We start from the raw sequence: 15348 nt of genomic DNA, 5'->3' as shown, positions 1-15348 counted from the left end.
TATTGTATATAGTAGTGCTTGCTTCTATCTTACGAGGTATGTATGCGATTTCACAACAGAAACAAACACCACCTTTGTCACGTGTCTTCCTGCCAACTGTGTCTTTTGCAATGTTTTTAGCTTAGGTAAAAGGCCGCAGACTATACTGTCGAATATAATTTTGACACTTTTGTTACTGATAACCTTCTCTCCTGGAAAAGAAACGTAAAGTTTATGAAAAAGCATACAGATTTTATAATTGCATCCGATATTAATGGTAATCAAACTTTTTTAGGAGAATGGAAATATGGATAAATCATCAATCATTGGTGTTATATTGGGCTTGGTTGCAGTAGGAGTCGGTATGGTATTGAAGGGTGTAAGTCCTGCAGCACTTATTAACCCTGCTGCCATACTGATCATCATCGTAGGTACAGCAGCTTCTGTTGTACTGGCTTTTCCGGGAAATGAATTGAAACGATTCCCTAAGCTGCTTGGCGTTGTATTTAAGAATAAACAGGAATTCAATACAAAAGAGCTTGTCCGTATGTTTTCGGAATGGTCACAGATTAGCCGGAAAGAAGGATTGCTTGCATTGGAGAACAGTGCTCGTGATGTAGAAGATGATTTTCTTCGGAACGGATTGAGCATGGCTGTTGATGGAGAGTCACCAGAATATATCCGTAATGTTTTAAATGAAGAGGTTGATGCGTTGGAAGATCGTCATGCGGTTGGTGCATCTATTTTCACACAGGCCGGCACTTATGCACCATCATTAGGTGTACTGGGAGCTGTTATCGGCCTTATTGCGGCACTTGGCGACATATCAGATATCGATAAGTTAAGTCATGCTATTGCTGCTGCCTTTGTTGCAACTTTAATGGGGATATTTACAGGCTATGTCATCTGTCACCCGATCGCCAATAAATTGAAGCGGAAGACACAGCAGGAAGTACAGCATAAGCTGCTGATGGTGGAAGGTATCCTCTCCATCTTAGAAGGCGAGACACCGCGCATGCTCGAACAGAAGCTGCTTGCTTACTTGCCAAGTAAAGAAAAAGCTGAGTTTGCTGAGGCGGAGACGGAAGAGGAAGTGGCAGTATGAGCCGGAGGCGCAAGCACAAAAAGCATGAAGAACATGTGGACGAATCCTGGCTGCTCCCGTATGCCGATCTTCTGACACTTCTGCTGGCGCTTTTCATCGTCTTGTTCGCCACCAGCTCAATCGATGCGCAGAAGTTCGCCAAAATATCTGACTCCTTCAGCAGTATCTTGCATGGCGGAGAAGGGTTATTGGAATCCAATACAAGCATGACTCCAGGAAACGATACTAGTTCAACTGCTATTGATCAGAATAATGAAGAAGAAAAGAAAGAAGAGACAGCTGCATCTGAAGAGGCTGATAAAGAGAAAGCTAATGAAGCTGACTTGGAAGCAGCCGAACAGGAAGAGCTGCAAAAGATTCAGGAGAAGATAGAGACATATATCAAGGATAAAGATCTGAGTGATAAGTTCTCAACTGCGTTGACAGACGAGGGCTTGCTGCTGACTATCAATGACAATGTCTTGTTCAACTCGGGCAGCAGTGAGGTCAGTGTAAGTGATGAAGAGATCGCAAGAGAGATTTCGGATCTTCTTGTGATGGATCCGCCGCGCGAAGTAATCATCAGCGGTCATACCGATAATGTGCCGATAAGCACATCATCATACAATTCCAACTGGGAGCTTAGTGTGATGCGTTCTGTTAACTTCATGAAAGTCGTATTGGAAAACGAGGAGCTTGACCCACGCTGGTTCAGTTCAAAAGGATACGGTGAATTTAAACCGATCGCTTCAAACGATACAGCTGAAGGCAGGGAAAAGAACCGCCGAGTGGAAGTCTTGATCTTGCCTCGAAAAGCTGAGACAGAATAACAGTCCTATGAGGGCTGTTATTTTTATTATGGAATGAAAATGCTTACATAAGAATAGGGAAATAAGGTAGGATTGAGTTAGATAAATTTGTGAAATACTAGATATAAGCAGGAAAGAACGGAGGAATTCGGATGATTACGAAAGAGTTGTTACCGCAGCAGGTGAGTGAAGCGGCCGAGCGCAATCGGAAGCAGGATGATGAACGTATGGATGTATGTCCTGCTGTATGCAAGGACAATAACATACCAGTGCATTATTATTTTACATTTATGCCCAGCAATGAACGGCTGCTTATTGCAGAGGACGGCAGAGTACCTACGCAGCATGAAGTGGAGGATCTGGCTGCTCGTTACTATAGCTATATGACCAGTGTGCAGATGATTCGGAGGTTGACTTCAGATGATGGAGTTAAACTGACGGACACTCGCTATCATTCTTTTCGTCAGCTGCTTGAGGCTGTGGAGAAGAATGTGATGCGTCTTGCTACCGATATCATCCAGCAGGCATTTTCTAGATTTTTTGATCTGTTGGATACAATTCGGCAGGAGCAGGAATCAATATTGAAGCATACAGCAGAAGCCGAGAAGCTGATGAATGATACCATCAGTAAGGGAACATTCACAACTGCTGAACAGGAAGTGATGGAAGAGCATCTGAATAAGATCGTACAAGCGCAATATACGATTGCACAGAAGAAAGAGGAGACAACAGCAAGTCAGGCAGAAGTATTTGAGTTCTTCAAAGAAGAAATGTGGCTTGATCTGAAGCTGATGACGTATTATGTAAGACTGCGAGTGCTGAGGAAGGAATTATGGAGTGAAGAAGAATCCTATATGCAAAATCCTGACAATCCAGCATTAGTGCCGGACAGTCAGGATGAGCAATTCAAAGCTTTTATCAAGCATAAGCTGCGTAATGAAAAGGAAGTATTAGCTTAAAGGTAAAGGCACAGCACGCGGTTCGCGCTTATCAAATTGGCAGATATGAGTGAATCCGCATTGTCTGGCAATTAGTGCAGCCTCTTTTATACCTGCCCCGACTGTCTCTGCTTTATGGGAATCAGAGCCAAGTGTCAGGATCTTCCCGCCTAGATCACGATATAGAGAAACGATCTGCGGTGTAGGCAGAGCCTCTTTAAGTGAGCTCCGCAAACCGGAAGTGTTGATCTCAATACCGATACCGCGCTGTATCGCCTTTTCCAAAATCGCGGCAATTTGATCCTTATGTTGTTCGAATAGATAAACATCATGCCCTTCTTGGACTGCGTAACGTTTCATCAAATCGATGTGAGCAAGTACGTCGATATCGGCATCCGATACAAGCGTGTACATTTCTGCGAAATAGTCATCGTAAAAAGTGTCTTCATTCGCACGAAGATGAAGACGCAGCTTCTGGTTGCCGATATTATGAACAGATCCCATGATGAAATCAAATGGAATGGAGCTGAGCTCAGATTGATACACATCCTTCATAAGATGCGGTTCACAGAGCTCAATTCCCATTTTGATCGTTAGCTGGTTACCATAGGAATCCTGAGAGTCTTTGATATCCTGCTGATATTTGGCGAAATCCATATGGCCATATGTTGGCGCAGATGGATTTACGGAAAAATGCTCGGTGAAACAGATTTCTTTGATTCCTTTGCTGATTGCTTCTTCACACACGTCCTGCATGACAGCTTTGGAATCGATTGAGTTATTCGTGTGATGATGGTAATCCATATACATAATCTCTAATCTGCCTTCTTTCCGTTCGTACTTATTAGGTTATCCACATGTGGATAACAACCCCGGAATAGTATAACAAATTTATTGTATATATGCGATACCAATTATATGAAACTACGGTGTATTATGCTTTCATCAATGACAGGATGTAAGAGAAGAAAGCATCATGATCGACATCATGAACCAATTGAATTTCTTTCCCATTTTTATCCTCGTATGTACGACCTTGTGATGGTCCATCAGCCTCTACACTTACGTGAACAGACTGTTTTTTCACTAAGGAGCTATTGCCGACAGAAGCTGTTGTAAGTACGTCCCACAGATAGTAAGTCGAGTTCGTTTCGAAGTGTACGAGCGGCGGTACAGCAGCATAGCTCTGACCTACAAAATCGACACCCTCATACTTACGGTTGCGTGCCCATTCCTCGCGGATATCCACAGTAAGAGGAACTTGATTTGTACTCTCCAGCGCTACCATATCAATTAGTATGTCACTTTTCCAAACAGTGTCCATTGCTTCTGGATCCCAGAAGGCATTCCATTCAGCTGTACCATCGTGTTCTGGTTCTTCCACATTCCCTGTTGGAAGCAATGTGCCGCCCATCCATACAAGCTTTTCGATATGCTGTTCAATAGACGGATCCATTTCCAATGCTCGTGCCAAATCAGTCAGTGGTCCGATGAAAATGAGAGTCGTTTTCTCTTCCTGCGCTTTCAATTTATCTATGATATCCAAGTGGGCAGGTTTTTCGGCAACCTTTGTACGCACCGGAAGATGTTCATTCAAAATTGGCAAAGCATCAACGAAAAAGGCATGCATGCGCCAGTCTTTCGGGAACGGATTTTTACCTCGGGAAGTGGACGCAGCAATTTCGAGTACGTCCGGATTGCCGAAGCGATCATTGATTTTCCGGCTTGCTGACAGTGCAGGTTCCAAATAGCAATCTGCTGGAATGACGGAACAGCCGATAAGGCGCACATTCTCCATTTTCAATAAAAGATATAGCGAAATAAGATCATCGACTCCGCCATCATGATTTAAATAGACGTTTTTCATTTTATGACTCCCTTTCTTCTATGCTGTCTGACTTTCTTACTATATCATAGAAAGAGAGAGTCAATTTTGAGTATTCGCATAAAAAGGAGAGGGTTTGGATGAAGCTAGTAGCTTATAAAGTTGGCAGAGACCTTAATCCGTATCGAATCGGAAGCAGAGTGGAAGGGCGTATAATCGATTTACAGGAAGCGTACCGGCATTATTTACTGTCAGAGAAAGAGATAGATTTGGCGATGACAGTCGAGAGTTTGCTGCCAGCTGATCCGAATGCTTTCTATGAAATGGGTCCGCATGCAATGAAGCGTGCATTCCGTGCGGAGGCATTTGCGCTTGCGGAAGGGCTGGAGGAGGTCCAGTTTAGAACAGAAGAAATCATACTTGGACCACCTGTGCCGAAGCCAGGGAAAATTGTCTGTGTGGGTTTGAATTATAAGGACCATATCGAGGAAATGGGCCGGGAACTGCCAGATTACCCAGTTCTTTTCGGTAAATTCGCTAATGCGGTATGCGCGCATGACCAAGGTGTATACCATTCAAAGCTTACTGAAAAGCTTGATTATGAAGGAGAACTTGCGGTTGTAATCGGGAGAAGGGCGCAGGAGGTAACAGAGAGTGAGGCAATGGACTATATAGCAGGGTATACCATTGCCAATGATGTGTCCGCTCGTGACTTGCAGCGCCGGACTCCGCAATTCCTTCAAGGAAAGACATTAGATCGCAGTGCCCCTATGGGTCCGCACCTTGTTACTGCGGAAGAAATCGAAGACGTATCCAATCTTTCGATCCGTACGTTTGTGAATGGGGAAAAACGACAGGATTCCAGTACAAAACATCTGATTTTCTCAGTACCTCATTTGGTTTCTTTCATCTCAGGCATCATGACATTGGAACCAGGAGATGTCATCATGACAGGGACTCCGAATGGCGTTGGCTTCGCAATGGATCCGCCGCAGTTCTTAAAAGACGGAGATGTGGTTGAGATAGAAATCGAAGGAATCGGTCAGCTTCGCAACAAGATCATTCCTAAACCAGCCCGAATCTAATAGAAAAGACAGCTTCGGTTATCCGAAGCTGTCTTTTTATTTATTGCTGATTTCCACTGGCAGGCCATTACTTAGGAATACATCCCGCATTGCCTTCTTCGCTTCTTCAGCGTCCTCGCCATATATCTCCAAGCGGAAAAAATCGGATGTCAGTACACTATTGGAAAGTCCGAGCATACTTTTGGCATCTACCACTTTGTTATCCATTACTAATACAATACTCGATTTGAACTGGTTTGCAGTTTGATTGATATCTACTGCAGCGTGGATGAGTGTTTTCTTTGATCGCATATATCATTCTCCTTTGTCTAGCAGTTTAGCATACCAAATTTTACAGCAGTAGCAGAAAAGTGCAAGATGAACTTATTGATAGCGCTTACACATTACTTGATAGCAGTATAACATATTGTATGGTGAGTGCAATGATTTTGATAAGTATATGCATGAAAGCGCACAACGGGTGCGTGCTTTCCCTATCAGAGATATTCGAAGTTCTTTCTGCTCAGGAAGAAGGATATTTTCATCAGGATGAAACACTCTCACATAACAGCGTAGGCAGATCTATTTTGTCATCTCAGATTCTCCAATATTTTCAATAAAGAAGTAACAACTTTTGCTTGCTCTTAATAGTATGCGACGTAATAAAACTAAAAGAATGCACTTGAGATAAGGAATATTCCCCTAAAAAGTAAATGTATTTACAACGTATAACACTGGGATGCGGAGAGACAGCAGCAAGTGTATAATTTTCACCTTTCCTATTGAATAAAAATACATACTAAAGTATAATTACTAACTAATTCGTACTTGTTTATAGGAGGTTACGTCCGTGAAAGTCGCAATAATAGGCGGTACAGGTTATGGAGCGGTGGAATTACTAAGACTTCTGCATATACATCCATATGCAGAAGTGAAGGCGATTATCTCCCATTCTAATGCGGGAAACTCATTAACAGCATTGTATCCGCATACGGATGGTTTTGTAGAAGGAACTATGGAAACTTTTGATGTTTCGGAATTGAAAGAGCAAGTGGACTTTGCATTCTTTGCTGCTCCTCCTGGTGTGAGCAGGGATCTTCTGCCGGAGCTTGTGGGAGCTGGTATTCGATGTGTAGATTTAGCAGGGGATTTCCGTTTGAAGGATCCAGCAGTCTATAAGGAATGGTATAAGCTGGACGCGGCTTCAGCTGACCTGCTGGAAAGAGCTGTTTACGGATTGCCTGAGCTGAATAGTGAGGAGGTTGCAGGCGCTGCATTTGTAGCTAATCCGGGCTGTTACCCGACAGCCACGCTTCTCGGTCTGCTGCCGGCAGTACATAATGGTTTGATTGATCCATCTTCCATTATCGTTGATGCCAAATCAGGTCTTTCCGGAGCTGGCAAGTCTCTAAGTTCTGTTACGCATTATAGTGAGATAAATGAAAATATGAAAGCTTATAAATTAGGTACACACAAGCATATCCCGGAAATAGAACAGGTTTTGGCAGGTGTCGGCGGTACGCAGAAGCCTATTACCTTTTCCACGCAGCTTGTTCCGATGACAAGAGGGATTCTCGCTACCATTTATGCAGATCTTCAAAAGGACTTATCAGAAGCTGAATTATTGGAATCATATGAAAATTATTATCGATCACACCCATTTGTACGTATCAGACCGCAAGGAGAATGGCCGGCGACAAAGGAAGTAGCCACAAGTAATTTCTGTGATATCGGGCTGCATCTGGATAAGCGGACAAACAGGCTGACTATCGTATCGGTTATCGACAACCTGGTAAAAGGAGCGGCAGGCCAAGCTATCCAGAATATGAATATCATGCAAGGCTGGGAGCAGACTGCAGGATTGTGGATGCTGCCGGTTTATCCATAAAGGAGAGGGATCTAATGATAAAGACAGAACAGACTGCATATACAGTCATTGAAAATGGCAATATCACCAGTCCGAGCGGATTCCAGGCGGGCGGTGTCGCAATTGGCCTACGCAAGCATGACAAGCTCGATATGGGTTGGGTCTATTCAGAAGTGCCAGCAGCTGCTGCTGGAGTATACACATTGAATTCTTTTCGGGCAGCTCCGCTTCTTGTGACAGAGGAAAGTATTAAGCAAGAGGGGAAGCTGCAGGCAATTGTAGTGAATAGCGCCAATGCAAATGCATGTACAGGAGAAGAGGGTTTGACAAATGCTTATGCGATGCGCAAAGCTTTCTCAGAGCAGCTCGGAATTCAAGTACAGCATGCGGCGGTAGCATCAACTGGACTGATTGGCGTCCAGCTGCCGATGGATAAGATAATGTCGGGTATTCATTCAATCTCAGGAGAAGGCAAGGCAGAGGATTTCGCTCAGGCCATCTTGACAACAGATACTTGCACAAAGCAAATTGCAGTCAGCGTCAAAATTGATGGTGTACCAATAACGATAGGCGGAGCTGCAAAAGGATCTGGCATGATTCATCCGAATATGGCGACTATGCTAGCCTTCGTGACAACTGATGCCGTCATTCCGGCTGATGTATTGGAGCAGCAGCTGCGGAAAACGACGGATAAATCCTACAATATGATTACGGTAGATGGAGATACGAGTACAAATGATATGGTACTTGTTCTTGCAAACGGAAAAGCAGGCAACAAGGAGCTTAATCCAAACCATCCGGAATGGGAAAAATTCTGTGCAGCCTTCCAATATGTTTCACAGGAATTGGCCAAAAAAATCGCTCGTGACGGAGAAGGCGCGACGAAGCTTGTAGAAGTTCGTGTACGTCAGGCGCAATCGGCAGAAGAGGCGCGGAAAATAGGAAAGTCGGTAGTTGCCTCCAGTCTGGTGAAAGCAGCAGTTTATGGAGCCGATCCAAATTGGGGCCGTATCATTACGGCAGCAGGTTATAGCGGTGCAGCATTTACTCCTGAAAAAATTTCGGTTTGGCTCGGAGATGTATTGGTCGTAAAGGAAGGAACACCCGCTTTATTTGATGAGTTGGAGGCTAGCGAACATTTAAAACAGGACAATGTCGTAATCACGATCGATTTGCAGGAAGGAAACGGAGAAGCGACCGCCTGGGGCTGTGATTTGTCATACGATTACGTCAAAATCAATGCTTCTTACCGGACATGAAGGGGGCGGCGAAATGAATTATCTTATTATAAAATGCGGCGGCAGTATAATCGATAAGCTGCCGGATAATTTCTATGATAATATCGCTGCTATTCAAAAGCAGGGTGATTGGAAGCCTATCATTGTCCATGGTGGCGGCAAGCTAATCAATGAGCTGCTGGAACAAACAGGTGTGAAGCCGGAATTCGTCGATGGTTTAAGGGTGACAACCGAAGAGGTGCTGGATGTTGTCGAGATGGCGCTCAGCGGAGCAGTGAACAAGTTCCTGGTTCGCAAGCTGATGAGCAGAACAGATGCTTATGGGGTCAGCGGACTGGATGGTAAGCTGCTTTACGCGGAACCTGTTGCGAATGCAGATAAACTCGGACTTGTCGGTACTGTCACAGAAGTAAATACGGCGCTTATCGAGCAAATTGTCTCTCAAGACAACATCCCGGTCATATCACCGCTCGCTGGAGGTGAGGGCAACTCCAGATTCAATATAAATGCCGATTTAGCAGCATCAGCCATCTCACGGGCATTGAATGCGGAGCTGTGCTTCATAAGTGACATCCCGGGCATTTATCGGCAAGTGAATGGTCAAAAACAGATGCTCACAAATGTAACAGACAGTGAATTGAAGCAAATGATAGCGGAAGGGTTCATCAAGGATGGTATGATCCCGAAGGTGCGGGCAGCGCTGGAAGCATTGGAGCATGGAGCAGGAAAGGTTACGATCGTCAACGGACTGGCTGATGACAGTTTGCTGCAGTTAGTGGAAGGTAAAGTCGCAGGTACTACCATAACATTATCGGAGGAGGCTCATCATGTCTGAAACGAATGCAGCAGTATCATCTGTGATGCCAACGTATAGCAGATTTCCAATCTCTATCGCAAAAGGAGAAGGAAGCTATGTCTGGGATGCTGACGGTAAGCAATACCTTGATTATACTGCAGGAATTGCTACTTGTAATTTAGGTCACGCCCCTGCAGCAGTAAAGGAAGCTGTCAAGGAACAGCTGGACACCATTTGGCACTGTTCCAATCTATACCATATTCCGATTCAAGAGCAGTTGGCGGAGCTTTTGACTGGTCATACATTCGCTGATCAAGTATTCTTCGCCAATAGCGGGGCAGAGGCAAATGAAGCGGCAATCAAGCTGGCGCGCAGCTACGCCCAGAAGGTGAAAGGGACAAATGCCTATGAGGTGGTCACATTCAGTCAGTCGTTTCACGGCCGGACATTAGCGACGTTGGCTGCAACGGGTCAGGAAAAGATACAAAAGCATTTCGCACCGCTGACAAAGGGCTTCCGGCATCTTCCTTATAATGATGTGGAAGCACTTGATGAGCTGATCGGTCCGGATACATGCGGCGTATTATTGGAGCTTGTCCAAGGGGAAGGCGGTGTCATCCCAGCTGATCCTGCTTGGGTAAAGGAAGTGGAGCGCCTTTGTAAGGAGCACGATGTACTGTTTATGCTGGATGAAGTACAAACTGGAGTCGGTCGAACCGGCACCCTTTATGCTTATGAGCAGTACGAGCTGGAACCAGATGTGCTGACAACGGCAAAAGGATTGGGTTCAGGTATCCCGATCGGGGCAATGATCGCGACGGGCAAAGCTGCTGCGGCATTTGAAGCAGGCAGTCATGGCAGCACCTTCGGAGGTAATCCGGTGGCTGCGGCAGCGGGCAAATCAACACTGGAAGTAATCACGAATCCTCAATTTTTGATTGAAGTTCAAGAGACAGCTGACTATTTCCGTAGGGAACTGGAAGGAATCGCAGCAGCATCACGTGCATTCACTGATGTACGGGGAAAAGGATTGCTGCTTGGTCTCGGTACAACAGGAAAAGCGATTGACCTCGTCAATCAGGCTCGAGATCTCGGTTTGCTCGTGCTAGTAGCTGGAGAGAGCGTACTACGGATATTGCCGCCGCTCAATACAAATAAAGCGGAAGTTGATTTCTGCATCGAAACACTGAAACAGATTGCGGGTGAATAAAGCTGTTCTTCGCTCATACAATACATACGATTCCAATCATTTGGGATCGTATTTTTTTGTCACAATTCTCTGTTGTAGAAACAAGATACAATCGTTAAGATAGAAGAATATTAGGAGGTTAGTCATGGCCGCACATTATCTAGAAAAAATCAAAGCTTTCCAGCAGAAGAACGAAAACAGATATAGAATCGTCATTTCCTGTCCTGATCAGCCGGGGATTGTTGCAGCAGTTTCCGAGTTTCTTTTTAATCAGCAAGCAAATATTATGGAATCAAATCAATACACAACGGATCCAGATGGAGGGAGCTTCTTTCTTCGAATCGAATTCGAGTGTCAGCAAGATGGCGACACACAGCAGCTGCTGGAGCAAGGCTTCCAGCACATAGCAGCCCATTTTAAGATGGAGTGGCAGCTAGTGCGCGTACGGGATATGAAGAAATTGGCACTCTTCGTCTCCAAGGAGCTGCATTGCTTGCAGGAGATACTTTGGGAATATCAGAGTGGAAATCTCATGGCTGATCTCTCGGTTATTGTGAGTAATCATGAAGACTCAAGGGAACTAGCGGAATCCTACAATATTCCTTTCCATCACATTCCTGCAAACAAAGATATCCGTCTGCAAGCAGAGCGTCAGCAGCTTGACCTATTGGAACAATACAACATCGATACAGTCATTCTCGCAAGGTACATGCAGATACTCACACCTGGATTCCTGGAGAATTTTAAAAATAAGATCATCAATATTCATCATAGCTTCCTGCCGGCTTTTATCGGTGCCAAGCCTTATGAACGCGCATATGAACGCGGAGTGAAATTGATTGGTGCAACAAGCCATTACGTGACCTCCGACTTGGATGAAGGCCCAATCATCGAACAAGATATACATCGGGTCAATCATAAAGATAAAGCGGAAGATTTGAAACGTGTCGGACGTCTTGTCGAGCGCAGTGTATTAATGCGGGCGATTAAATGGCATATAGATGACCGGGTAATCGTATTCGGCAATAAAACGATCGTATTTTAAGGAGGACTAGCTATGTCGCAACAGCCCAAGATAACCGTGATCGGCAGTCTCAATATGGATTTGACAGCAACTTCAGCTAAACGTCCTGCAGCAGGGGAAACGATACTTGGCGAACGTTTTGAGACGTTTCCTGGCGGTAAGGGTGCCAATCAAGCGGTAGCGGCAGCGCGTCTGGGAGCAGACGTTACGATGATCGGCATGGTCGGCCAGGACCCTTTTGGGGATGAATTAACGCAAGTCCTTCGTCAGGAAGGAGTAAAAACAGAGCACATTGGAAGAGCTGACACATCATCTGGTGTAGCTGTCATCCAAGTAGTGGATGGAGATAACAGCATTACAGTCATTCCAGGAGCCAACTTTAAGCTCATGCCGGATTATATAGAGGAAAAAAGGGATGTCATCCAAAACAGTGATATCGTCCTTATCCAGCTAGAGATTCCACTAGAGACAGTAGCAGCAGCTGCAAAGTGCTGTAAAGAGGCAAATGTGCCTTACATATTGAATCCAGCTCCAGCGCAGCCGCTTCCTTATGAAATTATCAACCAGGCTGCTTACATTACGCCGAATGAGTCAGAAGCGGCAATCCTATTTGAAGATACGGATAAAGCATTACAGGAATTTCCCGACAAGCTTGTCATTACAAAGGGTGAGGAAGGCGTTGTCTACAGTGGCGGTCATGTGGCAGCATTCCCTGTCTCAGCAGTAGACACAACAGGTGCGGGCGATACATTCAATGCAGCACTTGGACTGAAGCTGGCAAGCGGCAGCACGTTGGCGGAAGCATGCAGCTATGCAAATGCAGCTGCTGCCTTACAGATCGGATCACACGGCGCACAGGCAGGAATGCCGACTGATGCAGAAGTCATCGCCTTCATGAGACAAAAAGAAGAAAATCCTTTATAATAAGAATCGCTTGTGTAAAAGTTTGCAAGGAGGAATACAAATGGCAGGAAGAAATCCTGAAGAAATGACAGACGTAACATTGCTTGGCAACCAAAACAATGTTTACGACTTCGATTACAAACCTGAGGTTCTCGAAACCTTTGATAATAAACACACATACCGTGACTATTTCGTGAAATTCAACTGTCCGGAATTCACGACGCTGTGCCCGATTACAAACCAGCCGGATTTCGGTACGGTTTACATCAGCTACATTCCTGATGAAAAGATGGTGGAAAGCAAATCACTGAAGCTGTATCTTTTCAGCTTCCGTAACCATGGTGACTTCCATGAAGATTGCATCAACATCATCCTGAACGACCTGAAAGAACTGATGAACCCACGCTACATCGAAGTATGGGGCAAGTTCACGCCACGCGGCGGAATCTCCATCGATCCATACGTCAACTACGGCCGTCCAGGCACGAAGTATGAGCAAATGGCAGATCATCGCATGATGAACCATGATATGTATCCGGAGAAAGTGGATAATAGATAAAGTGAAATAAAAGAAAAGACATCTCTTGAAAGAGGTGTCTTTTCTTTTTCCTGAAAAAGTAAAAGGGGTATCTTGTTTGAAGGGAATCACCGTTAATCAATAGTAAATATAGTGATTGTTTATAAACCAGAGTTACTGTTATTGTTGCTATTTGAGTGGTTCTTCGCGTCAATCTTGGCTTCTTCTATACTTTTTCGATAATTATCCATTGGTACATTTTTTTGATTTCTTGTTACAAATAATGCAATTAGTATAACAAGAGCAAGGATGCCGAATAGTATTATAAATATCATAGTAGGACACCTCTTCTTCTAGTCTGAAAAAAGGATACAGACTATATTATATAATGTATGATCGAAAACACTACTACGATGAAGAAAAAAATTGTTAATAACCGAAAAAAGCTAGTGAAGCCAAAAAGGGGGGCTGCACTAGCTTTTTCTTTTATTCCGTTTCTGCTACTTTCACTAACTGCTTCCCAAGATTCTCACCCTTAAACAGTCCAAGAAAAGCATCAGGCACATTCTCGAAACCTTCTACAATATTTTCTTCAAAGGTAAGCTTGTCCTGGCTGAACCATTCGGAAAGCTGTTTCTTTCCTTCAGCGAACCGATCGCTGTAGTCGCCGACGATGAAGCCTTGCATCTTGGCTTTGGATTTGACAAGGTAGCCGTGAACGCGCGGGCCTTGGTCTTCTTTTTTATTGTAAGAAGAGATGCTGCCGCAGAGCGGAATGCGTGCGTGCGCATTGAGCAGTGGGTAAACTGCGTCAGATACGGGGCCGCCGACGTTGTCGAAATAAACATCCACACCATCCGGACACGCTCTTTCCAATGCTTCTGCTACATTGTCTTCCTTATAGTTGATTACTTCATCTGCACCGAGCGTGTTTTTCACATAATCGAGCTTCTTCGGGGATCCTGCGATGCCGACAACGCGCGCACCGAGGATTTTTGCGATTTGGACAACGGTAGAACCGACCGCGCCAGCTGCACCTGATACAACGACTGTTTCGCCGGATTTTGGTTCACCGATATCAGTCAAGCCGAAATATGCTGTAAGTCCGGGCATTCCCATCACGCCTAATGCGGTGGAAATCGGTCCTAGCTCCGGATCTACTTTTTGCAAATTATTTGGATTTGCTGCATTGTAACGAGCCCATGGCAGGTTTCCAAGTACATAGTCGCCTTTTTTGAATTTATCTGATTTGGATTCGGTCACTTGACCAACAATGCCTCCTGAGATGGGAGCGTCGAGTTCATATGGCGGTACATAGGATTTTGTATCGTTCATTCGACCACGCATATATGGGTCGACACTGATATAGATACTCTTGATGAGCACCTGTCCTTCTTCGGGCTCTGGTATTTCTGTTTCAACAAAGCGGAAGTTCTCTTCTGTTGGTGTGCCTTCCGGACGTTTAGCTAATTGGATTTCTTCATTTTTCGCCATGTGCTATCATCTCCTTTTTGGTAATAGGGCAATTGTAAGACGGGTAAGTGGCTCATACAACTCTTTTGCTTAATGTGTTTTATAGATACGGCAAGGGGAATAGTAAGTACATAAAAAACATCGGAAGGAGTTTTAGCATGCCATGGACTATGAATGATTATCCCGCATCGCTTAAGAATCTGGACAAGCCGGTGAAAAAGAAAGCCATAGAAATTGCCAATGCGATGGTGGATGAAGGCTACGATGAAGGCAGGGCTATTCCCATTGCGACGAATCAGGCGAAAGAGTGGAAGTCGAATGTTTCCGAAAAGGAAGTGAAGGACTTTCTAAAGAACGATGACCCGACGAAGCGTGATTCGCATGCCTCCCATAGTAATCCAGATCTGATCGATAATGCGGAGGAAGTGGTTCCGCATGATGAGGGCTGGGCAGTGCAGGCAAAAGGGTCAAAGCGGCCTTCACAGGTTTTTGATAACAAGCAGGATGCAATCAAACGAGCGAAAGAGATTGCAGATAATAAAGGGACTGAGACGATCATCCATAAAAAAGACGGTTCTGTTCAGAAGCGTTCCTAAAGGAAGAGCTGTATCACTTGTGATACAGCTCTTTTTGTATGTCCGC

The 15348-nt window shown here is 44.7% G+C and carries 16 protein-coding genes; 12 read left to right on the top strand and 4 right to left on the bottom strand.

From position 1 onward, the window contains the following. Nucleotides 1-286 precede the first annotated feature (286 nt). The 3 genes from motA (at nucleotide 287) to CHH91_RS01195 (ending at nucleotide 2831) form a co-directional block, all read left to right on the top strand. On the top strand, nucleotides 287-1084 hold the full coding sequence (gene motA, locus CHH91_RS01205; RefSeq protein ID WP_095221177.1) for a flagellar motor stator protein MotA: 798 nt from the start codon (nucleotides 287-289) through the stop codon (nucleotides 1082-1084). Continuing rightward, nucleotides 1081-1893, top strand: coding sequence for a flagellar motor protein MotB (motB, locus tag CHH91_RS01200; protein ID WP_095221176.1), 813 nt, complete (start codon nucleotides 1081-1083; stop codon nucleotides 1891-1893). The genes motA and motB overlap by 4 nt, the downstream gene beginning before the upstream one ends. Before the next feature lie 131 nt (nucleotides 1894-2024). Beyond that, the gene (locus CHH91_RS01195; protein ID WP_095221174.1) at nucleotides 2025-2831 is read left to right on the top strand and encodes a hypothetical protein; all 807 of its coding nucleotides are present in this window, start codon (nucleotides 2025-2027) and stop codon (nucleotides 2829-2831) included. On the opposite strand, the gene CHH91_RS01190 is transcribed toward CHH91_RS01195, so the two are convergent. Further along, on the bottom strand, nucleotides 2823-3614 hold the full coding sequence (locus CHH91_RS01190) for a histidinol-phosphatase HisJ family protein (RefSeq protein WP_353615306.1): 792 nt from the start codon (nucleotides 3612-3614) through the stop codon (nucleotides 2823-2825). The genes CHH91_RS01195 and CHH91_RS01190 overlap by 9 nt on opposite strands. Nucleotides 3615-3744: 130 nt before the next feature. Then, nucleotides 3745-4677, bottom strand: a complete 933-nt coding sequence (locus CHH91_RS01185; protein WP_095221170.1) for a nucleoside hydrolase — start codon at nucleotides 4675-4677, stop codon at nucleotides 3745-3747. 98 nt (nucleotides 4678-4775) lie between these two features. On the opposite strand from CHH91_RS01185, the gene CHH91_RS01180 reads away from it, so the two are divergent. Next, a complete protein-coding gene (locus tag CHH91_RS01180; RefSeq protein WP_095221168.1) occupies nucleotides 4776-5720 on the top strand; it encodes a fumarylacetoacetate hydrolase family protein in 945 nt (314 codons plus the stop codon). Between the two features lie 36 nt (nucleotides 5721-5756). On the opposite strand, the gene CHH91_RS01175 is transcribed toward CHH91_RS01180, so the two are convergent. After that, nucleotides 5757-6011 carry an HPr family phosphocarrier protein gene (locus CHH91_RS01175; RefSeq protein WP_038563758.1) on the bottom strand — a complete coding sequence of 85 codons (255 nt, stop codon included), beginning with the start codon at nucleotides 6009-6011 and terminating at the stop codon, nucleotides 5757-5759. A 538-nt stretch (nucleotides 6012-6549) separates the two neighbouring features. Between CHH91_RS01175 and argC the strand changes: the two genes are divergently transcribed. The 7 genes from argC to queF all read left to right on the top strand — a co-directional run bounded on the left by argC (nucleotide 6550) and on the right by queF (nucleotide 13275). Beyond that, the gene (argC, locus tag CHH91_RS01170) at nucleotides 6550-7587 is read left to right on the top strand and encodes an N-acetyl-gamma-glutamyl-phosphate reductase (protein WP_095221166.1); all 1038 of its coding nucleotides are present in this window, start codon (nucleotides 6550-6552) and stop codon (nucleotides 7585-7587) included. A gap of 14 nt (nucleotides 7588-7601) precedes the next feature. After that, entirely contained in the window at nucleotides 7602-8825 is a 1224-nt protein-coding gene (argJ, locus tag CHH91_RS01165; RefSeq protein WP_095221164.1) for a bifunctional glutamate N-acetyltransferase/amino-acid acetyltransferase ArgJ, read from the top strand. 13 nt (nucleotides 8826-8838) lie between these two features. Then, nucleotides 8839-9639, top strand: coding sequence for an acetylglutamate kinase (argB, locus tag CHH91_RS01160; protein ID WP_095221162.1), 801 nt, complete (start codon nucleotides 8839-8841; stop codon nucleotides 9637-9639). After that, complete coding sequence (locus CHH91_RS01155) at nucleotides 9632-10810, top strand: acetylornithine transaminase (RefSeq protein ID WP_095221160.1); 1179 nt, start codon at nucleotides 9632-9634, stop codon at nucleotides 10808-10810. Before argB ends, CHH91_RS01155 begins: the two co-directional genes overlap by 8 nt. A gap of 124 nt (nucleotides 10811-10934) precedes the next feature. Continuing rightward, the gene (gene purU, locus CHH91_RS01150; RefSeq protein ID WP_095221158.1) at nucleotides 10935-11834 is read left to right on the top strand and encodes a formyltetrahydrofolate deformylase; all 900 of its coding nucleotides are present in this window, start codon (nucleotides 10935-10937) and stop codon (nucleotides 11832-11834) included. A 12-nt stretch (nucleotides 11835-11846) separates the two neighbouring features. Next, a complete protein-coding gene (gene rbsK / locus CHH91_RS01145; RefSeq protein WP_095221156.1) occupies nucleotides 11847-12737 on the top strand; it encodes a ribokinase in 891 nt (296 codons plus the stop codon). A 40-nt stretch (nucleotides 12738-12777) separates the two neighbouring features. Continuing rightward, entirely contained in the window at nucleotides 12778-13275 is a 498-nt protein-coding gene (gene queF / locus CHH91_RS01140) for a preQ(1) synthase (protein WP_095221154.1), read from the top strand. A gap of 444 nt (nucleotides 13276-13719) precedes the next feature. Here queF and CHH91_RS01135 read toward each other — a convergent pair whose 3' ends face one another. After that, nucleotides 13720-14727 carry an NADP-dependent oxidoreductase gene (locus CHH91_RS01135; RefSeq protein ID WP_095221152.1) on the bottom strand — a complete coding sequence of 336 codons (1008 nt, stop codon included), beginning with the start codon at nucleotides 14725-14727 and terminating at the stop codon, nucleotides 13720-13722. Nucleotides 14728-14864: 137 nt separating this feature from the next. Between CHH91_RS01135 and CHH91_RS01130 the strand changes: the two genes are divergently transcribed. Next, nucleotides 14865-15302 (top strand): DUF2188 domain-containing protein, encoded by a 438-nt coding sequence (locus CHH91_RS01130; protein WP_095221150.1) that lies wholly within the window; start codon nucleotides 14865-14867, stop codon nucleotides 15300-15302. Nucleotides 15303-15348 lie beyond the last annotated feature (46 nt).

Source organism: Virgibacillus sp. 7505 (assembly GCF_002272135.1).
In the GTDB taxonomy this organism is placed as follows: Bacteria; Bacillota; Bacilli; order Bacillales; family Amphibacillaceae; genus Terribacillus.
The sequence above is the reverse complement of the archived record's forward strand: the minus strand, read 5'-3'. Positions and strand labels throughout refer to the sequence as shown.